The sequence below is a fragment of the Burkholderia sp. JKS000303 genome (assembly GCF_002563755.1).
GTDB lineage: Bacteria > Pseudomonadota > Gammaproteobacteria > Burkholderiales > Burkholderiaceae > Burkholderia > Burkholderia anthina_B.
Genome location: NZ_PDBZ01000001.1, coordinates 2,664,969 through 2,686,924 on the forward strand (window position 1 = coordinate 2,664,969; position 21,956 = coordinate 2,686,924).

Annotated in this window: 20 protein-coding genes; 10 read left to right on the top strand and 10 right to left on the bottom strand. The window is 68.5% G+C overall.

The genetic code is table 11. From position 1 onward, the window contains the following. The first annotated feature begins 200 nt into the window (after positions 1–200). Positions 201–941 (top strand): response regulator, encoded by a 741-nt coding sequence (locus BX604_RS12870; protein ID WP_098551121.1) that lies wholly within the window; start codon positions 201–203, stop codon positions 939–941. Further along, positions 938–2,260 carry an ATP-binding protein gene (locus BX604_RS12875; protein ID WP_098551122.1) on the top strand — a complete coding sequence of 441 codons (1,323 nt, stop codon included), beginning with the start codon at positions 938–940 and terminating at the stop codon, positions 2,258–2,260. Before BX604_RS12870 ends, BX604_RS12875 begins: the two co-directional genes overlap by 4 nt. 42 nt (positions 2,261–2,302) lie before the next feature. Here the strand turns inward: BX604_RS12875 and BX604_RS12880 are convergent, their stop codons facing one another. From BX604_RS12880 to BX604_RS12895, 4 genes are all read right to left on the bottom strand, one after another. Beyond that, positions 2,303–2,914 (bottom strand): alpha/beta fold hydrolase, encoded by a 612-nt coding sequence (locus tag BX604_RS12880; RefSeq protein WP_098551123.1) that lies wholly within the window; start codon positions 2,912–2,914, stop codon positions 2,303–2,305. A gap of 53 nt (positions 2,915–2,967) precedes the next feature. Continuing rightward, complete coding sequence (locus BX604_RS12885) at positions 2,968–3,702, bottom strand: metallophosphoesterase family protein (RefSeq protein WP_098551124.1); 735 nt, start codon at positions 3,700–3,702, stop codon at positions 2,968–2,970. Between the two features lie 112 nt (positions 3,703–3,814). Further along, positions 3,815–4,348, bottom strand: a complete 534-nt coding sequence (locus tag BX604_RS12890; protein ID WP_098551125.1) for a GNAT family N-acetyltransferase — start codon at positions 4,346–4,348, stop codon at positions 3,815–3,817. Positions 4,349–4,390: 42 nt separating this feature from the next. Next, entirely contained in the window at positions 4,391–5,023 is a 633-nt protein-coding gene (locus tag BX604_RS12895; RefSeq protein WP_098551126.1) for a LysE family translocator, read from the bottom strand. A 317-nt stretch (positions 5,024–5,340) separates the two neighbouring features. Between BX604_RS12895 and BX604_RS12900 the strand changes: the two genes are divergently transcribed. From BX604_RS12900 to BX604_RS12910, 3 genes are all read left to right on the top strand, one after another. Next, the gene (locus BX604_RS12900) at positions 5,341–6,534 is read left to right on the top strand and encodes a porin (protein WP_098551127.1); all 1,194 of its coding nucleotides are present in this window, start codon (positions 5,341–5,343) and stop codon (positions 6,532–6,534) included. A gap of 105 nt (positions 6,535–6,639) precedes the next feature. Continuing rightward, complete coding sequence (locus BX604_RS12905) at positions 6,640–7,071, top strand: GFA family protein (protein ID WP_098551128.1); 432 nt, start codon at positions 6,640–6,642, stop codon at positions 7,069–7,071. A gap of 529 nt (positions 7,072–7,600) precedes the next feature. After that, on the top strand, positions 7,601–9,523 hold the full coding sequence (locus BX604_RS12910; RefSeq protein WP_098551129.1) for an SMP-30/gluconolaconase/LRE-like region family protein: 1,923 nt from the start codon (positions 7,601–7,603) through the stop codon (positions 9,521–9,523). A 25-nt stretch (positions 9,524–9,548) separates the two neighbouring features. On the opposite strand, the gene BX604_RS12915 is transcribed toward BX604_RS12910, so the two are convergent. From BX604_RS12915 to BX604_RS12940, 6 genes are all read right to left on the bottom strand, one after another. Continuing rightward, a complete protein-coding gene (locus tag BX604_RS12915; protein WP_098551130.1) occupies positions 9,549–10,481 on the bottom strand; it encodes a c-type cytochrome in 933 nt (310 codons plus the stop codon). Further along, complete coding sequence (locus tag BX604_RS12920) at positions 10,478–11,161, bottom strand: c-type cytochrome (protein ID WP_098551131.1); 684 nt, start codon at positions 11,159–11,161, stop codon at positions 10,478–10,480. The genes BX604_RS12915 and BX604_RS12920 overlap by 4 nt, the downstream gene beginning before the upstream one ends. A 53-nt stretch (positions 11,162–11,214) precedes the next feature. Continuing rightward, entirely contained in the window at positions 11,215–12,267 is a 1,053-nt protein-coding gene (locus BX604_RS12925; protein WP_098552851.1) for a substrate-binding domain-containing protein, read from the bottom strand. A gap of 8 nt (positions 12,268–12,275) precedes the next feature. Continuing rightward, complete coding sequence (tetH, locus tag BX604_RS12930; RefSeq protein ID WP_098551132.1) at positions 12,276–13,067, bottom strand: thiosulfate dehydrogenase; 792 nt, start codon at positions 13,065–13,067, stop codon at positions 12,276–12,278. Positions 13,068–13,283: 216 nt separating this feature from the next. Beyond that, the gene (locus tag BX604_RS12935; RefSeq protein WP_098551133.1) at positions 13,284–14,567 is read right to left on the bottom strand and encodes an MFS transporter; all 1,284 of its coding nucleotides are present in this window, start codon (positions 14,565–14,567) and stop codon (positions 13,284–13,286) included. Between the two features lie 134 nt (positions 14,568–14,701). Beyond that, complete coding sequence (locus BX604_RS12940) at positions 14,702–16,165, bottom strand: mannitol dehydrogenase family protein (protein WP_098551134.1); 1,464 nt, start codon at positions 16,163–16,165, stop codon at positions 14,702–14,704. A 158-nt stretch (positions 16,166–16,323) separates the two neighbouring features. Between BX604_RS12940 and BX604_RS12945 the strand changes: the two genes are divergently transcribed. From BX604_RS12945 to BX604_RS12965, 5 genes are all read left to right on the top strand, one after another. Next, positions 16,324–17,055 carry a GntR family transcriptional regulator gene (locus BX604_RS12945; protein WP_098551135.1) on the top strand — a complete coding sequence of 244 codons (732 nt, stop codon included), beginning with the start codon at positions 16,324–16,326 and terminating at the stop codon, positions 17,053–17,055. 21 nt (positions 17,056–17,076) lie between these two features. Beyond that, positions 17,077–18,285, top strand: a complete 1,209-nt coding sequence (manD, locus tag BX604_RS12950) for a D-mannonate dehydratase ManD (protein WP_098551136.1) — start codon at positions 17,077–17,079, stop codon at positions 18,283–18,285. A 29-nt stretch (positions 18,286–18,314) separates the two neighbouring features. Next, on the top strand, positions 18,315–19,346 hold the full coding sequence (locus BX604_RS12955) for a Zn-dependent oxidoreductase (protein ID WP_098552852.1): 1,032 nt from the start codon (positions 18,315–18,317) through the stop codon (positions 19,344–19,346). Positions 19,347–19,504: 158 nt separating this feature from the next. Beyond that, complete coding sequence (yiaK, locus tag BX604_RS12960; RefSeq protein ID WP_098552853.1) at positions 19,505–20,539, top strand: 3-dehydro-L-gulonate 2-dehydrogenase; 1,035 nt, start codon at positions 19,505–19,507, stop codon at positions 20,537–20,539. Positions 20,540–20,615: 76 nt separating this feature from the next. Then, complete coding sequence (locus BX604_RS12965) at positions 20,616–21,905, top strand: MFS transporter (RefSeq protein ID WP_098551137.1); 1,290 nt, start codon at positions 20,616–20,618, stop codon at positions 21,903–21,905. Positions 21,906–21,956 lie beyond the last annotated feature (51 nt).

A 21,956-nucleotide genomic window follows, 5' to 3' on the forward strand; every position in this document is an offset into this window, starting at 1 on the left:
CGCGAGTGCGTCGGCGGGGCGGGTTGCGACAGCCCTCATTGGGCCGTGCCGACGTATCTGCGATGTGTCCGGCGAGCCGCGCGCGTGCAACGTTGTGTGTCGCCGCGACGGCGCGATACATTGGGATACAAACGCGCGTCCGCGCTGCGGTATAAAAGCGGACATCGCCTGCCGCCCCATCACGACACCGACATCGACTCATGGACAAGATCGACCACGTACTGATCGTCGACGACGATCGCGCGATTCGCGAGCTGATCGCGGACTATCTGGAGAAGAACGGCATGCGCGTGTCGCTTGCCGCGAACGGTCGCGACATGCGCAACGCGCTCGACGACGGCGCGCCCGACCTGATCGTGCTCGACCTGATGCTGCCCGGCGAGGACGGTCTCACGCTGTGCCGCGATCTGCGCGCCGGCAAGTTCCGTACGGTGCCGGTGCTGATGCTCACCGCGCGCGGCGAGGAAACCGACCGCATCATCGGTCTCGAGATGGGCGCCGACGACTATCTCGCGAAGCCGTTCGCGGTGCGCGAGCTGCTCGCACGGATCCGCTCGGTACTACGTCGCGCGCGCATGCTGCCGCCCGGCATGCAGGTGACGGAGACGACCGGGATGCTCGCGTTCGGCGAATGGCGGCTCGACACGACGGGGCGTCACCTGCTCGATGCCGAAGGCACGCTGGTCGCATTGAGCGGCGCCGAATACCGGCTGCTGCGCGTGTTCCTCGACAATCCGCAGCGCGTGCTCACGCGTGACCAGTTGCTCAACCTCACGCAGGGGCGGCAGTCCGATCCGTTCGACCGGTCGATCGACCTGCTCGTGAGCCGGCTGCGCCAGCGGTTGCGCGACGGCGCGCGCGAGCCGCGCTACATCAAGACGCTGCGCAACGAGGGCTACGTGTTCTCGTCGGCCGTGACCGCGGTCGAGGGCGACGCATGAACGCGCGTGCGCTGTTGCACTGGCCGCGCTCGCTGTTCGCGCGGCTCGCGCTGATTCTGTGCGTGGGCCTCGCGCTCGCACAGACACTGTCGTTCTGGCTCACCGTGACCGAGCGCGACCAGGCGACCACCAACCTGATGATGGGCTACATCGAGCGCGAGGTCGCGAGCTCGGTCGCGCTGCTCGATCATCTGCCGCCCGACCAGCGTGCCGCGTGGCTGCCGCGTCTCGCGCGGCGCAGCTATGCGTTCATCCTCGGGCCCGGCGAGACGGGCACGCCGCCGGAAGCGCGGCTGTCGGCGCGCGTGGAGCGCTCGATCTCGGACGGCATCGGCGGCGCATATCCGCTGACCGCGAACGCGATCCCCGGCGATCGCGAGCATCTGCAGGTGCATTTGCGCCTGACCGACGGCTCGCCGCTGACGATCGACATCCGGCCGATGTCGACGGTGCCGCTGTCGGGCTGGCTGCCTTACGTGCTGGCGGTGCAACTCGCGGTGCTGGCCGCGTGCTGCTGGCTCGCGGTGCGGCTCGCGACGCGGCCGCTGAACCAGCTCGCGCAGGCCGCCGACGCGCTCGGCCCCGACCTGAAGGGCGAACGCCTGAACGAGGGCGGGCCGTCCGAAGTCGCGCGCGCGGCGCGCGCGTTCAACGCGATGCAGGACCGCATCGCGCAGTACATGGCCGAACGCATGCAGATCCTCGCGTCGATTTCGCACGACCTGCAGACGCCGATCACGCGGATGCGGCTGCGCGTCGACGTCATGGACGACGACGTGCAGGGCGCGAAGCTGCGCCAGGACCTGCTGGAGATGGAACATCTGGTGAAGGAGGGCGTCGCGTATGCGCGCACGCTGCACGGCACCGAGGAGGCCGCGCGCCGCATCGACCTCGATGCGCTGCTCGACAGCATCGTGTGCGACTACACGGACGCGGGGCAGGACGTCGCGCTGCACAGCGGCGGCCCGCTCGCGCTGACGACGCGGCCGAAGGCGCTGCGCCGGATCGTCGGCAACCTCGTCGACAACGCGCTGAAGTTCGCGGGTGCGGCCGAGATCGCCGTGCAGTCGGCGCCGGGCGGCGGCGCGGTCATTGCGGTGCGCGATCGCGGGCCGGGCATTCCGGACGATCAGCTCGACGCGGTGTTCGAACCGTTCCGCCGCGTGGAGACCTCGCGCAATCGCGAGACGGGCGGCACGGGGCTCGGCCTCGCGATCGCGCGGCAGCTCGCGCTGGCGATGGGCGGCACGCTCACGCTGAGCAACCGGCCGGACGGCGGCGGGCTGGAAGCACGGTTGACGCTCGTGAACGCAGCCTGACGCGTTGCTGCGGGCGTCGCATTCACGCCCGCGAGATCATGCTCAGGTGCGCTGCAAATGCGCGTCGACCAGCGGCGCGAGCGTGTCCGCATGGACGGCCGCGAGATCGTGCCGGCCGCCCGGCACGACGTGCAGCTGCGCGTCGGGCAGCCGGTCGAGCAGGCGCTCGCCGGCCGCGACCGGGCTGATCGGATCGTCGTCGCCCCACAGCAGCAGCGTCGGCTGCGCGATGCGGCCGATGTCGTCCGACAGGTCGGCCCGGAACGTCATGAACCAGTCGGGAAGCTGCGGGTTCGCTGCCGCAAAACCGGTGCGCCAGTCCTGCGCGCCGAGCCCCTGCATGTCGAGGCCGCCGGACGTGACGGTCAGCACGAGGTGCGTGACGTGTTCGGCGCGCTCGAGCGCCGCGCGCATCGCGATCACGCCGCCCATTGATTGCGCGATCACGGCGGTCGGCCGGTCGATCGCGGCCAGCACGTGACGCACGAGGCCGTCGAAGTCGTCGACGGCTGGATCGCGCGGCGTGTCGCCGAAGCCCGGATACGCGACGATCCGCCGCTCGGCCGGATGCGCGAGCCGGCTCGCGAGCGGTTGCCAGAAGGCGGTGCTGCCCGATGCGCCGGGCAGGAAGAGCAGTTGCGATGGAACGGGCATGGCGGGTCGGTTTTCCGTTGGGCGAAGCGGGATGGCGGGCGGGTGGCGCTGCGTCAGCACCGGCCGGTGCGCAGCGCGACGGTCCAGTCGTCGCGGCCGCGCGATGCCGCGGTGGCGGCGGCCGTGTGCCAGTCGTATTCGACCGCATGGAATTCGGCGTGCCAGCCGGACGGCGTGCGCGACACCATCGCATAGCGCGCGTGCGGCGAGCCGGTTTCGATCCGGTGCGGATGCGGTTGATCGTCGGTGTACGCCTGCAGCCCGACGCTGCCCGGGTTGACGATCAGCCGGCCGTCGTCGAGCTTCGCCATGCGCGGCACATGCGTGTGGCCGCACAGGATCAGCGACGCTGATTCATCGCCCGCGCGCTGCGCGATTTCATCGGGCGTTGCCGCGCGGCAGCCGTCGGGCGTGACCGTTTCGAGGAAATAGATCAGGTCGCTGGCGGGCGTGCCGTGCACCAGCAGCACGTCGTCGCCGAGCGTCAGGCGTTCGGGCAGCGCGGCGATCCATTGGCGATGATCGTCGCGCAGCGTGTCGTGCGCCCAGCGGTCGGACAGCCGCATCGCTTCGCGCTCGCCGGTCAGCAGTTGCCGTTCGTGGTTGCCCTTGATGGTCGGCAGGTCGAGCGCGATCAGGCGGTCGGCGGTTTCGGGCGGATGGAGCGCGCCCGATACGATGTCGCCGAGATTGACGATCAGGTCGGCGCCGCGGCGGCGCACGTCGGCGAGCACCGCGTCGAGCGCGGCGAGGTTGCCGTGGATGTCGGATAGCGCGGCGATTTTCATGGTGTGGAAGTCGATGCGGGGAACGGCGATTGTCGCCAATTCGGCTCGGATCGTCCAATCGCGTCGATGGCGCGCACGCACACACGTGCATCGCGCGTCGAGCGCCGGTCCGTCAATCGGTCGCGAGGCGCGCGTACATCGCGAAGTCGCCCGGTACGCCGCGCACCATCCGGTAGGCGCGCAGCAACCCTTCGTACCGATAGCCGCATTTCTGCAGCACGCGCGCGGAGCCGGCGTTGCTGTTCAACACGACGGCCTGGATGCGCATGAAGCCTTCCGCGAAGGCCCACGCAGTGACGCTCGCGCACAGCGCGCTCGCGACGCCGCGCCCCCAGTGCGATGGCGCGACGTCGTACGCGATCTCGGCCGTGCGGTTGGCGGTGGACACCGTATGCAGCCCGATCGTGCCCGTGAGCGCGCCCGATGCATCGTCGACGATCGCGAGACGGCGGATCGAATCCGGATGGGCCGATTCGATGCCGTCGAACAGCGGCAGCAGATCGTCACGCGCATGAAGGTTCCAGCTCGTGTGGCGCACGACGTCCGGGTTCGACAGGTAGGCATACCACGCGTCGAGGTCGGTGCGCTCGAGCTGGCGAAGCGACAGGCCGGGGAAGCCGGCGCGGGGCGGCGCGTCGATTCTCATCGCGTACCCGTGGCGAACGAGGCGGCGTGCATGGCGGCGTGCCTACGCGGCATGACGCCGATACAGCGCGAGCGAGCCGGCCAGCGCGAGCAGCATCGCGCCGCACGTGCGTTCGAGCCACAGCGCGCCCGAGCGCTTCAGCAGCCGAACCGCGCGCGCGCCGAGCAGCGCGTAGCCGAACATCACCGCGCCGTCGAGCAGCGCGAACGTGAGCGCGAGCGCGACGTATTGCGGCGCGAGCGCCGCGGACGGATCGAGGAACTGCGGCAGGAACGCGGAGAAGAACAGATAGCCCTTCGGATTGGTCACCGCGGTGAGGAAGCTTTTCGCGAAGATCGACGCGTTGCGTTCGGGCGCCGTGCCGCCGTGCGCGACGGCGACGTCGAGCGAGCCCTTCGACGTGAGCAGCCGGATCCCGACGTACGCGAGATAGGCGGCGCCGAGCCACTTCACCACCGAGAACCAGAACGCCGACGCCATCAGCAGCGCGCCGAGGCCGAGCGCGACCGCGACGATCAGCACGAAGTCGGACAGCATCGCGCCGGCGAAGCCGTAGGCCGCGCGGCGCACGCCGTAGCGCGAGCCGTTGGTCAGCGCGAGCAGCACGGTCGGGCCGGGCGTCGCGATTCCGACGAACGCGACGGCGGCAAAAATCAGCAGGGTCGTTTCATGCATGACGAAGGCTCCCGGTGGCTGGTGCGCGCTCGATTATCGGGCGCGCCGACCCGTGCTGTACAGGCATGACCGCCACGCGACCGATTATCTCGATATTGGCAAGAAGCTGTTTTCATTATTGCGCTTTCGAACGGAACCGGTTCCAACTACCATGGCGGCGCCGCAGCGGGCAGGGCCGCTGCGAAATCGCGCGCGCGTGTCGCACGGGCGCGTCCCCGCGTGCGGGCGCTGCCGGCCTCGTACCGCCGGCGGATCTCGCCGACCGCACGCGCTACTCGCACAGAACAACGGGCCGAGCGCCCGGAGACGCTAAAACCATGAACAAGCAACTGATCGCAGCACCGCTGCTGCTCTCGCTCGCGGGCATCGCATCCGCACAAAGCTCCGTCACGCTGTACGGCATCGTCGACGCGGGCGTGACTTACCGCAGCAACGAACGGGTCGGCTCGCCGGGCGCCTACACCGGGCATTCGGATGTCGGCCTGACCACCGGCAACCTGTCCGGCAGCCGCTGGGGCATCAAGGGTTCCGAGGATCTCGGCGGCGGGATGCGCGCGCTGTTCGTGCTCGAGAACGGCTTCGACATCACCAACGGCACGTCGGGCCAGGGCGGCCGCCAGTTCGGCCGCCAGGCGTTCGTCGGCGTCGGCAGCGACCGCTACGGCACGATCACGCTCGGCCGCCAGTACACGTCGCTCGACGACTTCGTGAGCCCGGTCGGCCCGTCTTCGTTCATCGGCGGCTTCGGCGCGCATCCGGGCGACATCGACGATCTCGACCAGACGGCGCGTGTCGACAGCTCGATCAAGTACACGAGCGCGAACTACGCGGGCTTCACGTTCGGCGCGCTGTACGGCTTCGGCAGCCAGCCGGGCAGCATGAAGCAGCGCAATACGTGGAGCGTCGGCGCGGCCTACGCGGCGGGGCCGCTGCGCGTGGGCGTCGGCTACGAGCGCTCGGACAACAGCAAGACGGGCGCGACCGACCCGACGTCCGGCCAGTGGCAGAGCACCGACGACGGGCTGTTCAACTCGTCGATCAACGAAGGCTATGCGAGTGCGCAGTCGCAACAGGTCATCGCGACCGGCGCGACGTATGACTTCGGGCCGGCCGTCGTCGGGGTGAACTACAGCAACGTGCAGTACCGCAGCGGCGCGCAGTCGCTGTTCAGCGGCCATGCGACCTTCAACGTCGCGGGCGTGTTCACGCGCTGGAACGTGCGGCCGCAGACGCAACTGTTCGCCGGCTACAGCTACACGCGCGGCAGCAGCGTCGACGGCATCGACGACCGCGCGCAGTATCACAACGTCACGCTCGGCGCGGTCTACGACCTGTCGAAGCGCACCAGCGTGTACCTGCTCGGCGCGTACCAGCACGCGTCCGGCACGACGCTCGACGCGCTCGGCCAGCCGGTGGCCGCGACCGCGTCGGTGTCCGACAAGGCGAACGGCCACTCGTCCGACTCGCGGTCGCAGGCGATCGTGAGCCTCGGCCTGCGCCAGAAGTTCTGACGCCACCCGCGCGACCCGAAGCCCGCGACCCGCGGCCCGCGCGAGAAGCGGGGCGCAGGTCGCGCGGCGCGTCTCTATACTGTCGCCTCCTTTCCTGGAGGCGACATGACCCGAACCCATTCCGCGAGCTGCCTGTGCGGCGCCGTCACCGTCACGCTGCAAGGCGAGCCGGCGGCGCGTGCGAATTGCCACTGCGCGACGTGCCGCGATTTCTACGGCACGTCGATGCTGTCCGCGACCGCATGGCAGCCGGAGCAGGTGTCCGTCACGGGCGGCGACGCGACGTTTCCGCATCCGTCGAAGTCGATGTCGCGCACGTGGTGCGCGGCGTGCGGCGAGATCGTGTTCGGCACGAACCGGCTCGGCATGCGGGTCGTGCCGAACAGCCTCGCCGCGCGTGCGCATGGCGGGCAACTGCCCGATGAACTACAGCCGACGATGCACCTGTTCTACCGGCAGCGCGTGATCGACGTCGTCGATGCGCTGCCCAAGTATCTCGAAGGCTGGGACGGCCCGACGCTCGACAGCGCAAACTGATCCGCCGCGGCCGCACGCCCTGGCCGGCGTGTGGCCGCGATCGCTCCGGCCGTCTCTTCGCTCGCCGCATTCGCGGCACATGCCTCCCGGCCCCGGCCTCGCGCGACGCATCGCATTACTTCACTTCTTCACGATTTCCACAGCCACACGGCACGCGCCGTACGCTTTCGGCCGCGCAATGCCGAATGCGCCGGACATTATTTTTCCTCTTTCATTTCAATTTCGATTTGTAATCATTGAATCGTTTTCCCGGCAATAAAAAGCAATGCGTATGTATCAGAAAAAATGACTCAACCGCATTGAATGATCCGGAAGAAAATTCCGGGAAATACCGGTGCCGGACGTGCCGCCTGACCGCACGTGGTGGTGCTATTCCCGGTCTTGCGCTGCATCGGTGAAAAGAGGTTGTGCGGTAAAAGAACGTAACAGGTAATTCGAGGTGGCATTGAACAGGATTTTGAAGAAATCACCAATGTTTCATATGCGGCGAATTACAGTGTCGAGACATGATCGTCCGGGAGCATCATTCATGTTAGTGAAACGAATCCGCGCAGTATTGCTCGGAATAGGCATTGCCATGCTGGCGTCGGTCAGTCACGCGCAGACGTCGTACTCGACGGACTGGCTCGCCAACACGTTCGGCACGCTGAGCACGCATGTCGGCAACGGGGCGCGCTCGCTGTGGGTCGCGCCCGAGGGCGTGATCTACACGGCGTCGCGCTGGGACGAGAACGCGGGTGGCGTGGCGATCTACCAGAACGGGCAGGCGCTCGGCACGATCGGCATCCACGACGAATTCCAGGGCGGCGCGATCACCGGCAACGCGACGTCGCTGTTCGTCGCGCTCGGCTACAACCGCACGTTCGGCAGCGGTTCGGTGGGGCGCTACAACCGCGGCACGAACCAGCGCGACCTGCGCATTCCGGTCAGCACGTGGACGGGCATCCAGTACGCGGACGTGATCACCGGCCTCGCGACGGCCGGCAACCTGCTGTACGTGAGCGATTTCTACGGCAACCGCGTGCGCGTCTATACGACCGACGGCGTGTGGCAGCGCGACATCGGCGTAGCGGGGCCGGGCGCGCTGGCGCTCGACGCGTCGGGCAACCTGTGGGTGGCGCGCAAGAGCGCCGGCGTGGTCGCGCAGTTCAGCCCGACCGGCACGGCGATGAGCACGCTCCAGATGGCAGCGGGCGCGCGGCCGGCGTCGCTGTACTTCGACGCGCCGAACGGGCAGTTGCTGGTAGGTGACGAAGGGCCCGACATGAACATCAAGATGGTCTCGCTCGCCGGCCAGCCGACGCAGGTCGGCACGTTCGGCGTGCAGGGCGGCTATCTCGACACGACGTCGGGCATCAAGGGGCAGGTGGGCGACAAGCGCTTCACGCGCGTCGCGGGCATCGGCAAGGATGCGGCCGGCAACCTGTACGTGCTGAACAACGCGTGGGGCGGCGGCTGGGATCTCGGCCGCAACGGCAGCACCGATCTTCATTCGTACAGCCCGACGGGCGCGCTGCAATGGAAGCTGCAGGCGCTGAACTTCGAGGCGATCGCCGCGCCGGACCCCGTCACCGACGGCACGTTGTTCTACAGCGGCAACAACATCTATACGGGCGCGGCGGGCGGCACGTTCGTCGCGAACACGGTCGATCCGTTCACCTATCCGAAGGATCCGCGCCTCGACATGAACGACTACCAGCGCGGCCAGCATTTCGGGCAGCTCGCGACGGTGAACGGCAACCGGCTGCTGGTCGCGACGGGGCAGAATCCGGGCAACTACAACCTGTATCACTTCAACAGCGCGAGCGGCTACATCGCGATTCCGGACGGGTCGATCCCCGGCAAGCCGTTCAACACGAACCTGCAGGTGACGGCCGGCTTCATGCTCGACGACAACGGCGACGTGTGGGCCGGGCTCGACCGCACCAACACCATCTCGCACTATCCGATGACCGGCTTCGATGCGACCGGCAAGCCGTCATGGGGCAAGCCGACACAGATCCCGATTCCGCGCACCGTGCTGCCGCTCACGCGGATCATCTACCAGGCCGACAGCGACACGATGATCCTCGCGCAGGGCATCTCGGGCAGCTGGGACTGGACCGCGATGAACGGGCACATCGAGGTCTATCACGGCTGGAAGGGCGGCAACACGGGCGCGCCGAACCCGGTGATCAACCTGACGAGCGCGAACCCGAAGTCGATCGCCGCGGCCGGCCACTACCTGTTCGTCGGCTACGTGCACACGGTGCCGAACATCGACGTCTACGACCTGAACACCGGCAACCTCGTCACGACGCTGACGAACTCGAACACGTCGGCGATGGACGTCGGCAACGACGTCGACTCGATGTACGGCGTCCGTGCGTACCTGCGCTCGACCGGCGAGTACGTGATCACGAAGGACAACTACAACGGGTCGAGCATCGTCGTCTATCGCTGGCATCCGTGACCACGCGGGCCGCGCCGCTCGCGCGTCACGGCGCGCCGAGCACGCGGCCGTTCACCTCGCGCCCGTACATCGAGTCGGGCGTGTCGTGGAACTTCGCGCGGGTGTCCTGCACCGTGCCGGTGAAGCGCGGGTCCTGCGGGCGCTCGTGGCTGTCCATGAAGGTTGCGACGTCCCACGCCTGCTGATCGGTCAGCGTGCCGCCGAGCCCGAGCGGCATGTTGGCCTTGATGAAGCCGGCGGCGTTGCGGATGTCGCCCATCCCCGCTCCCCAGTTGAACGAGCGCGCGCCCCACAGCGGCGGGAACGCCGGCTGGCCGCCGCTCGATTGCCCCTGGCCGTCCGCGCCGTGACACAGCGCGCAGTGCTGCGAGTAGACGGCGGCGCCGCGCGCGTAATCGGCCTTCTGCGCGGGCGGCGGCAGTTTCGGGAAACCCTGTCCCGGCAGTTTCGTGCCGACCGGCGCGCCTTTCGCGAGCCAGTACGAATAGGTTTCGAGCGCGACGAGGACCGGGTCGCCGGCCGGCGGCGCCTTGCCGTTCATGCTGTAGCGAAAGCACCCCTGCAGGCGTTCGGCGAAGGTGTTCACGTGCCCGTTCTTGCTGCGGTAGGCCGGATACAGCAGGTATGCGGCCCACATCGGGCTCGAGTCGGGGCGGCGGCCCGCGTCGAGGTGGCAGCTCGCGCAGGTCAGCTTGTTGCCGACGTACTTGCCCGCGTATTCGGGCGTGTGGAGGAAGATCTGTTCGCCGAGCTTCACGGTCTTGCCGAAGTCGTCGGCGGGAAGCGTGGATTCGGCGGGCGGCGTGAACGGCTTCGCCGTGGCGGCGGGTTGGGCGGCCGCCGGTGCGGACGCCGCGGCCGGCGTGTCCTGCGCGGCCGCGCACGCGAGCGCGGGCATCCAGGCCGCGCCGAGCAGCGCGGCGCGGGCGCGGCGGATCAGCTTCGTGCGGTCGATCATTGTTTGTCTCCGGTCGTGGCGCCGCCGCGCGCATAGTAGGCGGCCACCGCGTCGATATCGGCATCGGACAGCTTGCCGGCGACCATCGGCATCAGCGCCATCGGCCCCGGGGCACGCGTGCCGTGCTTCCACGCGTTCAACTGGCCGGCGATGTACGCGGCCGGCTGGCCGACGAGCGGCGGAAACGCGGTGCCCACGCCAAGGCCGCCCGCGCCGTGGCACTGCGCGCACGCGGGTAGGCCGTCCGACCAGCGTCCGCGCGTCGCGAGCCATGCGCCGGTGTTCGCCGGCTCGATCGACGCGGTGCCGGCTGCGATCGCGGCCGGCGCGGGCAGGCTCGCGAAATACGCGGAGACCGCGTCGCGCTCGTGCGCCGATAGCAGTTTCGCGAGCGGCTGCATCACGGGATTCTGGCGGCTGCCGTCGGCGAACGCGGCCAGTTGGGCGGACAGGTACGCGGCATGCGTGCCGGCGAGCCGCGGAAAGCCGGCGGCCGCATTGCCTTCGCCCTGCGCGCCGTGGCAGCCGATGCATGCGGCCACGCCCGTGGTCGAGCCCTGTGTCGCGAGCGTCTTGCCGAGCGTCGCGTCGTCCGCGTACGCGCGGCCGGCCAGCAGCGCCGCGGCGGCGAGCAGCAGCGGCGCGAACCGGCGTCGCCGTGTGTCGAACGAATCGTTCACGTGTCCCCTCCTTGTTGTCTGTCTTGTTGCGCGCGCAGCCGTGCCGCAGCGCGTCAGCCCGCGTCGGGCGGGGCCTGCTGCGGCGCGGGATGCGGCGTCGGTGCGCTCGCGTCGTAGCGGCCGAAGCCGTAGCGTTCGAAGATCCGGAACGCGTCCGGCGACCGGATGAACGCGAGCCACGCACGCGCGGCTTCCGGGTGCGGCGCATTTTTGACCATCGCCCCCGCATAGATCGCCGTCGTATTGTGCGCGGATGGAATGTCGATGTGCATCAGCGGATGCCCGACCTGCTCCTGGAACGCGGCTTCCGATTGCCACAGCACGCCGGCGTCCGCGCGGCCCTGCATCAGGAACAGCGCGGTTTCGCGATGATGGATGTGGGTGAGTTCGGTCGTGCCGTCGCGCACCTTGTCGTCGTAGACGGTGCGCGCGAGCGCATCGCCGCCGGCCTTCACGAGCGACGCGCGAATCTGCCGCGCGACGCCTTCGAATGCCGGGTTCGGCATCGCGAGCTTCACGTCGGGCCGCGCGAGATCGTTCAGCGACGCGATGTGCTTCGGATTGCCGGCGCGCACCATGATCGTCAGCTGGTTCGTCACGTACGGCACGGCCGGGCCTTCGAGCGTGCCGTTCGCGATCAGCTCGTTGACCTTGCCGAGCCCGGCGAAATACGCGTCGGGCTTGACCGTCCACGTCATGTTGCCGACGGTGATCGTGCCGCCGGCCTGCATCTGCTTCGCGAGCAAGCCCGGCGGGATCGTTTCCCAGTAGATGCGGCCACGGTATTCGGGATGGTCGGCCTCGAACTTCGCGACGAGCGGCGCCATCGCGAAGAAGTAATTGCCGCCGACGTACAGCACGAGCTTCGGCGCGGTGAGGTCGCCGTGGAAGTCGGCGAGCACGTCGACTTGCGGCACGGTGAATGCGAGGCCGCGGTTGGTCGCGTCGTTGTTGCGACCGTCCTGCCACGGCGGAAAGACGCTGTCGGCCGTGGCGGCCGGCGCGGCGAGCGATACCGCCGACGCGCAGCAGAGCGCGGCGAGCGTGACATGCAGCGCGGCGCGCCAGCGGCGTCGCGACGGCGAATGCGTGGGGGTCGATGTCATCATGCGCGTCACTTCGCGTAGGTGAAACCGGCCAGCTGCAGCTCGGGCAGCGTGCCGACCGCGCCCGGCGTGACGATGGCGGACGGAATCACGTGATTGGTCAGGTCGGCCGCGAGCGCGTCGAGCGGCAGCTTGTCCGGGTTCGCGTTCGCGCCGTCGAGCCGTTGCGCGAGTTCCCAGATGGCGTTGTGGCACGACAGGAACACGACGCCGCGCTGCAGCAGCGCCGCGATGCTGTTGTCGTGCGACGAGAACGCGCCGTCGGCCAGCTCGTGATCGCTGGGGTCTTTGGCTTGCGCGGGCTTCGCGGCGAGCAGCGTGTTGGTCGCGAATGCGGCGCCGGCGAATGTCGCGAGACCGTATTTGTCCCACGCCGTCTGGTCGAACAGCGCGAGATGTGCGCTGCCGTGCGTGGCCGACACGACGAGGAAGTCCGGATGACGGAACGACCAGATCTGCGCGTTCAGCGCGTTGCGCATCAGGTTCAGCCACGGGCCGCCGAGCTCGGTGTTGTCCCATACCTGCTTGGGGCCGCCGCGATAGCCGATCACCTCGGTGAGCGCCGCGTGATCCCACTGGTCGGGCCGTTCGAGAATCATCGGCACCGTCTTGAAGTCGCGCCGTCGCGGCGCGGCCGCCAGGCGGCGCGTGAGGTCGGCGAGGCGGGTCGCGCCGCCGGGCAGCAGCGTGCCGGGTTCGGGCGTTGCGGCCTGCGCGACGCGCGATGCGCCGAGCAGCGCGGAACCGGCCGCGAGGCCGAGGGTCTTGAGCGCGTCGCGGCGCGCATGCCGGTCGGACATGGAGCTCTCCCGATATCGTTTTTGTTGGGGGGCGTGCCGCTGCGCCGTGCTGCGGCGAAGCGTGCCATCGCGTTGCCAGTCTAGAGGCATGCGACCGATTACGGAAATCGCGATATCGGATGGGAGATATTCGAGGGTCTGATGATTGGCGGAAACGACGGCGCAGCGCGACACCGACGAATGCGGTGCCGCGCTGCGCGGTACAACGGTGCGAGGTCAGTGTGCGGCGCGCTCGCGCAGCACTTCCGACGGCCGCGCGTTGCGCACGAACACGCCGGCCAGCACGGCGCCCGCGAGTGCGATCGCGCCGGCCAGCACGAACGCGGATGCGAACGAGCCGCTGCGATCGACGATGAAGCCCGTCACGGCCGGCCCGATCACGCCCGACAGGCTGCCCATGCAATGCAGGAAGCCGCTGACGCCGCCGACGCGGGCCGGATGCACGACGTCCTGCACGATCGCCCAGTAGATCGCGCCGGTCACGTACAGGAAGAACAGCGACACCGACATCAGCGCGACCGCGCCCTGCGTCGACTGCACGGCGCCCGCGACGGCCACGCACGCGCCCGCGCCGAGCAGGCAGGTGACGAGCACGATCCGGCGCGACAGCAGCAGGTTGCCGGTGAGCCGGTAGAGCGCATCCGAGATGGCGCCGCCGCATGCGAGGCCGACCGTGCCGACGAGCCAGGGCACGACGGTGGCCACGCTCATCTCCTTGATGTTCAGGTGATGCGCGCGCACGAGATAGCTCGGGAACCAGCTCAGGAAGAAGAACAGCACGTAGTTGTAGCTGAAGAATGCGGCGGCTGTCGCGAGGATGCGCGGCTGGCGCACGTAGTGCGACAGCGTGTGTGCCGCGGTGGCCGCGCCGGCAGCCGACGACGCGTGGGCCGACACCGCACCGGGCGCGCCGGGTGCCGTGTTGACCGGCGTGGCCGGACGGTCCGACGTCGACATCATCCACACGACGACCCATGCGAGCCCGATCGCACAGACGATCCAGAACGCGGGCCGCCAGCCGAACCGGGCGGCCAGCAGACCGACGATCGGGCCGGCGATTGCGCCGCCGAGCGGCGAGCCGGCGCTGAGCAGTCCCATCGCGGTTGCGGCGGCGTCGCGCGGCAGCCAGTTGTTGACCATCTTGTTCGCGGCCGAGCACAACGGCCCTTCGGCCATCCCGAACAGCAGCCGCACGATCAGCAGGCTCACGAAGCCGACGGTCAGCGCGGTCATCCCGCAGAACACCGACCACAGCCCGACCGACAGCACGTACACGAGCTTCGGCCCGAGCCGGTCGGACGCGAGCCCGCCGATGAAGTTGAACAGCGCATAGCCGATGAAGAACGTGCTGAACACGAGGCCCATCTGCACGGCATTGATGCCGAGATCGGTCTGCACGATCGGCGCGACGATCGACAGCGCAACGCGGTCGAGATAGTTGATGCCGTACACCATGAACAGCAGGAACACCGTGAACCACGCCTGCGACTTCTGCTTCATCTCCGTCTCCTTCGTGCCGGTGGGCCGGCCATCATGTTCGTGTCTCGTCGATCGTCCGCCGCGTCGGCAACGACGTCGGCGGGCAAGGGCATCGCGCGGTTCGTGCGGCGGCGACGAACCGGGCGGGTAGTCGTTCAGCGCGTGTACAGCGGCGCGAGCAGTGCGTCGGTGCCGTGCGCGCGCAGCGTCGCCAGATGCGTACCGACACGCTCGATCAGCGCGTCGGGCCACGCCACGTCACCGGCGAGCATGGCGCTGCCGAGCGCGGCCCGAACCGCGCCGGCGGCATCGCCGGCCGCCGACACCGTCGCGCCGAGCGCGGCCGCGCCCGGATCGCTGATCGTGAGTGCGCGGCCCGCTTCGTCGCGCGCGGTGGCGAGGTAGTGCAGCCAGAGCGCCAGCGCGCGTTCCAGATACGGCCGTTCGACGCCGGCCGGCGCACTTTCGCGGAGCGCGGGCAGCCAGCGCAGCGGCACCTTCTGCGTGCCGTCCATCGCGATCTGTTCGGTGCGGTGCGCGAGCGTCGGATTGCGAAAGCGCTGCACGAGCGTCGCGCAATAGCCGTGCGCGTCGTAACCCGGCGGCACGTCGACGGTCGCGAGCAGGTCGCGCGTCATCACGCCGTCGACGAGCGCCGCGATGGCTGGATCGGCCATCGCATCGGACACGGTCGCGCGTGAGCGCAACTGCCCCGCATACGCGATCGCCGAGTGCGAGCCGTTCAGCAACCGCAGCTTCATCGTTTCGTACGGCCGCACGTCGGCGACGAGGTGCGCGCCGGCGTCTTCCCAGCGCGGGCGCGGCCCGGCGAAGCGATCCTCGATCACCCATTGCGAGAACGGCTCGCAGACGATCGCGGCCGCGTCGCGCGCACCGAGATGCGCTTGCGCCCAGTCGAGCGATTCGGGTGTGGCGGCCGGCACGATCCGGTCGACCATGCTGTTCGGGAATGCGACGTCGTCCCGGATGCGCCGCGCGAGCGCGCCGTCGACGTGTTCCGCGTAATCGATCAGCAGCGCGCGCAGCGTGTCGCCGTTCGACGTCATGTTGTCGCAGCAGACGATGCTCAGCGGCGCCTGCGCGGGCCGCAGCCGCAGGCCGGCGGCGATCACGCCGAGCGCGGTGCGCGGCGCGTCGGGCGTCGCGAGATCCTGCTTGAGCGCGGGATCGTCGAGATCGAGACCGCCGCCGGGGCGGCGGCAATAACCTTTCTCCGTCACGGTCAGGCTGACGATCGACACGGCCGGATCGGCGATCAGCGCCAGCAGCGCGGGCAGCGATTCGGGCGCGAACAGCGCGCCGTGCACCGCGCCGACGATGCGCGTGCGTGCGCCGTCGCCATCGCGTTCGGTCACCGTGTACAGATGATCCTGCGCGGCGAGCAGGTCGACCATGTGGCGCCGCCGCAGCTCGACGCCCACGATCCCCCAGCGCAGGTCGCCCTGTTCGAGCACCGTCTCCGTATGGAGCGCCTGGTGCGCGCGGTGAAACGCGCCGAGGCCGAGATGGACGATGCCCGTGCGGACCGCGTGCCGGTCATAACGGGGGCGGCGCGTGCCGGACGGCGCGGTGCGCAGGAAATCGGGGGCGGATGACATGACGGTCGGAATGGATGTGTACCATGGTAGATCGTGAAGTCCGTGCAGGTTATTTCGAGTTTATTTGCAAATTTATCGGTGTAAACGCTAGATCGCCTGAAATGGATCGCTTCTGTACCATGGTAGTTATCGATATCGAGCTGGATCAAGCCATCACCATGAGCGAAACGGCAGCACTGGAAGAAGAGGACGTCGTCGTGACGGCGTTGCAGGGGTTCTCGCTGGACGAGAGCCGGTCATATACGGAGCAGGTGCATGCGCTGCTGCGCCACGCGATCGTGCGCGGCGCGCTGCCGCCACGCACCGCGCTGTCGGAGGCGGTGATCTCCACGACGATCAAGGTCAGCCGCACGCCGGTGCGCGAGGCGTTCGCGCAGCTCGCCGACGAGCGGCTCGTGCAGATCATCCGGAAGGTCGGCACGCTGGTCGCGCCGATTCCGGTGTCGATCCTCGAGGAAGGGCGGTTCGCGCGCAGCACGCTCGAATGCGCGAACCACGTCGAGCTCGCGCAGAAGATCACGCCGGCGCAGATCGCGGAGCTGTCGCGAATCATCGATGCGCAGCGCGACGCGGTGGCCGCCGGCGACGTCGAGGCGTTCTTCGATCTCGACGAAGCGATGCACGGCCGGATGTTCGCGTTCGCGGGCCGGCCGCACGTGTGGGAAATGCTGCAGCCGATGAAGCGCCAGTTCGACCGCGTGCGCTGGCTGCTGCTCGATCGCGTCGAGGATCACGCACGCCGCGCGCTGCAGGAGCACGAGCAGATCCTCGCGCACATCGCGTCGCGCAACATGGCGCTGCTTGGCGCGTCGGTCGCGACGCACGTCGACCGGATCGGCTCGCATCTGCCGGAAGTGCGCAGCCGCGCGCCGCATTACTTTGTCGACTGAAACGCCCGCTGGAGGAGCGCAGTGAAAATCGAACGTTTGCAGACCATCGTCACGTGTCCGGGCCGGAACTTCGTGACGGTGAAGATCGTGACCGACGAAGGCGTCTACGGCCTCGGCGACGCGACGCTCAACGGGCGCGAGCTCGCGGTGCGCGCCTATCTGGAAGACCACGTGTTTCCGTGCCTCGTCGGCCGCGACCCGCGCAACATCGAGGACATCTGGCAATACCTGTATCGCGGCGCGTACTGGCGGCGCGGGCCCGTGACGATGACGGCGATCGCCGCGATCGACATGGCGCTGTGGGACATCCTGGGCAAGCTGGCGGGCATGCCCGTCTATCAGCTGCTCGGCGGCAAGAGCCGCGACGGCCTGATGGTGTACGGCCACGCGAACGGGCGCGATCACGACGAAGCCGTCGACGCGGTGCGCGAGCATATCGAGGCCGGCTACCGCGCGATTCGCGTGCAGTCCGGCGTGCCGGGGCTCGACAAGGTGTACGGCGTCGGCAAGACGGCCGGCGCGTACGAGCCGGCCGAGAAGGGGCTGCCGCCCGAGGAGCCGTGGGATACCGCGCTCTACCTGCGCCACACGCCGGAACTGTTTCGCAAGGTGCGTGACGCGGTCGGCGATGCGCCGCACCTGCTGCACGACGCGCATCACCGGCTCACACCGATCGAGGCCGCACGGCTCGGCCGCGATCTCGAGCCGCATCGGCTGTTCTGGCTCGAGGATGCGACGCCCGCGGAGAACCAGGACGCGTTCCGGCTGATCCGCCAGCACACGACGACGCCGCTCGCGGTCGGCGAGGTGTTCAACTCGATCTGGGATTGCAAGGACCTGATCCGCGACCAACTGATCGACTACATCCGCTCGACCATCGTGCACGCGGGCGGCATCACGCACGTGCGGCGCATTGCCGACTACGCGGCGATGTACCAGGTGCGCACGGGTTTCCACGGCGCGACCGACCTGTCGCCCGTCTGCATGGCGGCGGCCGTGAACTTCGGGCTATGGGCGCCGAACTTCGGCATCCAGGAACTGATGCCGCACAGCCCGCTGACCGATGAAGTGTTTCCGCACAACTACCGCTTCGAGGACGGCTATCTGGTGATGGACGACGTGCCGGGCCTCGGCGTCGACATCGACGAGACGCTGGCCGCGAAATATCCGTACGAGCGCGCGTACCTGCCGGTCGCCCGGCTGCGCGACGGTTCGATGTGGAACTGGTGAGCCGCGAAGATCCGAAGGAGAGAACCGAAATGTTGAGCGTCGTTGTCGATCGTCCGAACAGCATGAGCGTGCGCGAAGTGCCGCTGCCCGCGCCCGCCGCCGGCGAAGTGCGCGTGAAGGTGCGCTATGCGGGCATCTGCGGGTCGGACCTGCATATCTTTCACGGCAAGAATCCGTTCGTGTCGTACCCGCGCATCATCGGCCACGAATTCGTCGGCACGATCGAGTCGGTGGGCGCGGGCGTCGACGCCGCGTGGCTCGGCGAGACCGTCGCGGTCGATCCGGTGATCAGCTGCGGGCAGTGTCACGCGTGCACGATCGGCCGGCGCAACGTGTGCCGGCACCTGACCGTGCTCGGCGTGCATCGCGACGGCGGCTTCAGCCAGTACACGTGCGTGCCGGCCGGCAATGCGTACCGGATTCCGGAAGCGATCGCCGATACTTGCGCGGCGATCGTCGAGCCGTTCGCGGTGGCCGCGAACGCGACGTCGCGCACCGGCGTGCTGCCGGGCGACGTCGCGCTGATCTACGGCGCCGGCACCGTCGGGCTGACGATCCTGCAGGTGCTCAAGCGCGTGTACGGCATTCGTGCGTTCATCACCGACCGGCTCGACGCACGGCTGCAGCTCGCGCGCAAGTGCGGCGCGGCGCCGGACGAGATCATCAACACGAGCGTCGAGTCGCTGCCCGACGCGCTGGAACAGCGGGGCGTCGACGGCGGCCCGACGCTGATTTTCGATGCGGTGTGCCATCCGTCGATTCTCGAGGAAGCCGTGAGGCTCGCCGCGCCGGCCGGCCGGATCGGCGTGCTCGGGTTTTCGTCTGAGCCGTCGGCGATCGTGCAGGCGGAGCTGACGAAGAAGGAACTGACGCTGGCCGCTTCGCGGCTCAATTGCGCGATGTTCCCGCAGGTCATCGACTGGATCAGCCGCGGGTTGATCGAACCCGAGCACATCGTCACGCACAAGGTCGGCTTTCGCGACGTCGCGCACGCGTTCGAGATGGCCGAGTGCAATCCCGCGGAAAGCTGCAAGATCCTGCTCGATTTCGGGGGCGGCTGATACCGGTTCGCGTCGACGGCCGGGGCGTGTCGCGCCGCGCCGGCCGCACGATGCGATCGTGCGTCGCGGTGAGCCGGAGCGGCGCGAATCCCGCGCGCCGATTCGACGGCAGCAACGGGATCGAACACAACGATATCCAACATCAGGAGACAGGCATCGTGACCCGGATTGCTTTCGAGGAAATGCAGCGCGCGATCCACGCGGCGCTCGTGAACGCCGGGATGCGCGAACGCGACGCCGGCATCTGTGCGCGGGTGCATACCGAATCGACCTGTGACGGCGTCAATTCGCACGGCATCAATCGCGTGGCGCGCTTCGTCGACTATCTCGACAAGGGGTGGGTGAACGTCGACGGCGCGCGTGAGTGCGTCAAGCAATTCGGTGCGATCGAGGTGTGCGACGGCCATCGCGGCCCCGGCATTCTCAACGCGCTGTCCGCGACCGACCGCGCGATCGAGATTGCCGACGCGCAAGGCGTCGGCATCGTCGCGATGCGCAACGCGACCCACTGGATGCGGGGCGGCACCTACGGGTGGTACGCGGCCGAGCGCGGCTACATCGCGATCTGCTGGACCAACACCGAAGCATGCATGCCCGGCTGGGGCGGCAAGAACACGCGCGTCGGCAACAACCCGTTCGTGATGGCGGTGCCGCGGGCACAGGGCCATATCGTGCTCGACATGGCGATGTCGCAGTACTCGTACGGCAAGCTGCAGGCCACCCGCCTCAAGGGCAGGAACATGCCGTTTCCCGCCGGCTTCGACAGCGACGGGAAGCTGACCGCCGAGCCCGGCCCGATCGAAGCGTCGATGCGCATCTTGCCGATGGGCTACTGGAAGGGCTCGGGCTTCGCGATCATGCTCGACGTGCTCGCGGCAGTGCTGTCCGAAGGGCTCGCGACGAACGGGATTGACGCGATCCAGCAGGGAAGCTGTACCGGCTGCTCGCAGGTCTTCATCGTGATCGACCCGCGCAAGCTCGGCGGCGAGGCATTCACGAACCACGTCGCCGACGGCGTGGCGGACTACGTGAATACGTCCGAGCTTGCCGAAGACAGCCGCGAAGTGCTCTATCCGGGGCAGAGCGCGCTGCGCACGCGGATCGCGCAGCGGCGCGACGGCATCGTCGTCGACGACGGGATCTGGGCCGACGTGCTCGCGCTCGCGGAGCGGCGGGCGACGCCGCACGCCTGACGGGAAGGCGGCCGGCACGAACGTGCAGGCTGGTCCATCGCTGCATAGACGCGTGTTTTCATCGGGAGAACTGACCATGACGGCGAATGTCGCGCTTGCGCTCGACGCAGGCATCGAGGCACGGAACGAAGACGCGTTGTACCGCAAGGTGATACTGAGGATCGTCCCGCTGTTCTTCCTCGGTTTCATCATGTCCTATCTGGACCGCGTCAACATCGGTTTCGCGAAGTTGCAGATGGCGGCCGATTTCGGCCTGACGAATGCGTCGTTTGCACTCGGCGCGAGCGTGTTCTTCTGGGGCTACATGCTGTTCGAGATTCCTAGCAACTTGATCCTGCGGCGGGTCGGCGCGCGGGCATGGATCGCCCGGATCATGGTCACCTGGGGCATCGTGTCGATCCTGATGGTGTTCTCGCGGAACGCGGCGGCGTTCTACTCGCTGCGGTTCCTGCTCGGCGTATGCGAGGCCGGTTTCGTCCCGGGCGTGATGTACTACACCAACACGTGGCTGCCGGCCCGGCGTCAAAGCGGCATGTACTCGCTGTTCCTGATGGCGTTGCCGATCGCCGTCGTGTTCGGTGCGCCGCTCTCCGGCGCGATCATGGAGACGATGAACGGCGTGGCCGGCATCCACGGCTGGCAGTGGCTGTTCCTGCTCGAAGGGCTGCCGTCGGTGGTGCTGGGCGTGGTGATCCTGATGCTGCTGCGGAACAAGCCGGCCGACGTGGACTGGCTGAGCCCGCGCGAGAAGCAGGTCATCGAGGCGAACGTCGCGAAGGAGGCGGCCTTCAAGTCGCACCGCGTGGCCGATGCGTTCCGCTCGCCGAAGATCTATGCGCTGATCGTCGTGATGATCCTGTTCAACACCGGGTTCTACGGCCTCACGTTCTGGATGCCGACGCTGTTCCACGACGCGGGCGTCGCGAACAGCCTGGACGTCGGGCTGCTGACGGCCATCCCGTTCGGCGTCGCCGCGATCTGCATGTACGTGAACGCGCGGCGTGCCGAGCGCTCCGGGCGGCTGCGCCGGCACGGCGTGGTGCCCGTCGCGCTGGCCGCGATCGGCCTGTTCGTCGCGACGGCGGCGCACGACAACTTCTGGCTCGCGCTGGTGATGCTGACCGTCGCGACGTCGGGCATCCTGTCGCTGATGCCGATCTACTGGACGTTGCCCGGACGCGTGCTGTCCGGCCCGGCGGCGGCGGCCGGCTTCGCGCTGATCAACGCATGCGGAAGCCTGTCCGGCATCCTGGGTGCCATGATCATCGGTTACGCGGGCCTGCGGATCGGCATGACCATCCTGGCCGGTGCGTTGTTGTTGTGCAGTATCGTGTTCTACCGGGTCTGTCCCGCCACCGCGGAATAGCCTTGCGGGGCCGCGCGGCGGATCAGTGAGATCCGCCGCGCCGCTTCACCG

What these genes read in the sequence shown, in the direction of transcription:
- BX604_RS12870 (WP_098551121.1), top strand. Translation starts at nt 201, where the DNA reads ATGGACAAGATCGACCACGTACTGATCGTCGACGACGATCGCGCGATT.
- BX604_RS12875 (WP_098551122.1), top strand. Translation starts at nt 938, where the DNA reads ATGAACGCGCGTGCGCTGTTGCACTGGCCGCGCTCGCTGTTCGCGCGG.
- BX604_RS12880 (WP_098551123.1), bottom strand. Translation starts at nt 2,914, where the DNA reads ATGCCCGTTCCATCGCAACTGCTCTTCCTGCCCGGCGCATCGGGCAGC.
- BX604_RS12885 (WP_098551124.1), bottom strand. Translation starts at nt 3,702, where the DNA reads ATGAAAATCGCCGCGCTATCCGACATCCACGGCAACCTCGCCGCGCTC.
- BX604_RS12890 (WP_098551125.1), bottom strand. Translation starts at nt 4,348, where the DNA reads ATGAGAATCGACGCGCCGCCCCGCGCCGGCTTCCCCGGCCTGTCGCTT.
- BX604_RS12895 (WP_098551126.1), bottom strand. Translation starts at nt 5,023, where the DNA reads ATGCATGAAACGACCCTGCTGATTTTTGCCGCCGTCGCGTTCGTCGGA.
- BX604_RS12900 (WP_098551127.1), top strand. Translation starts at nt 5,341, where the DNA reads ATGAACAAGCAACTGATCGCAGCACCGCTGCTGCTCTCGCTCGCGGGC.
- BX604_RS12905 (WP_098551128.1), top strand. Translation starts at nt 6,640, where the DNA reads ATGACCCGAACCCATTCCGCGAGCTGCCTGTGCGGCGCCGTCACCGTC.
- BX604_RS12910 (WP_098551129.1), top strand. Translation starts at nt 7,601, where the DNA reads ATGTTAGTGAAACGAATCCGCGCAGTATTGCTCGGAATAGGCATTGCC.
- BX604_RS12915 (WP_098551130.1), bottom strand. Translation starts at nt 10,481, where the DNA reads ATGATCGACCGCACGAAGCTGATCCGCCGCGCCCGCGCCGCGCTGCTC.
- BX604_RS12925 (WP_098552851.1), bottom strand. Translation starts at nt 12,267, where the DNA reads ATGACATCGACCCCCACGCATTCGCCGTCGCGACGCCGCTGGCGCGCC.
- tetH (WP_098551132.1), bottom strand. Translation starts at nt 13,067, where the DNA reads ATGTCCGACCGGCATGCGCGCCGCGACGCGCTCAAGACCCTCGGCCTC.
- BX604_RS12935 (WP_098551133.1), bottom strand. Translation starts at nt 14,567, where the DNA reads ATGAAGCAGAAGTCGCAGGCGTGGTTCACGGTGTTCCTGCTGTTCATG.
- BX604_RS12940 (WP_098551134.1), bottom strand. Translation starts at nt 16,165, where the DNA reads ATGTCATCCGCCCCCGATTTCCTGCGCACCGCGCCGTCCGGCACGCGC.
- BX604_RS12945 (WP_098551135.1), top strand. Translation starts at nt 16,324, where the DNA reads ATGAGCGAAACGGCAGCACTGGAAGAAGAGGACGTCGTCGTGACGGCG.
- BX604_RS12955 (WP_098552852.1), top strand. Translation starts at nt 18,315, where the DNA reads ATGTTGAGCGTCGTTGTCGATCGTCCGAACAGCATGAGCGTGCGCGAA.
- BX604_RS12965 (WP_098551137.1), top strand. Translation starts at nt 20,616, where the DNA reads ATGACGGCGAATGTCGCGCTTGCGCTCGACGCAGGCATCGAGGCACGG.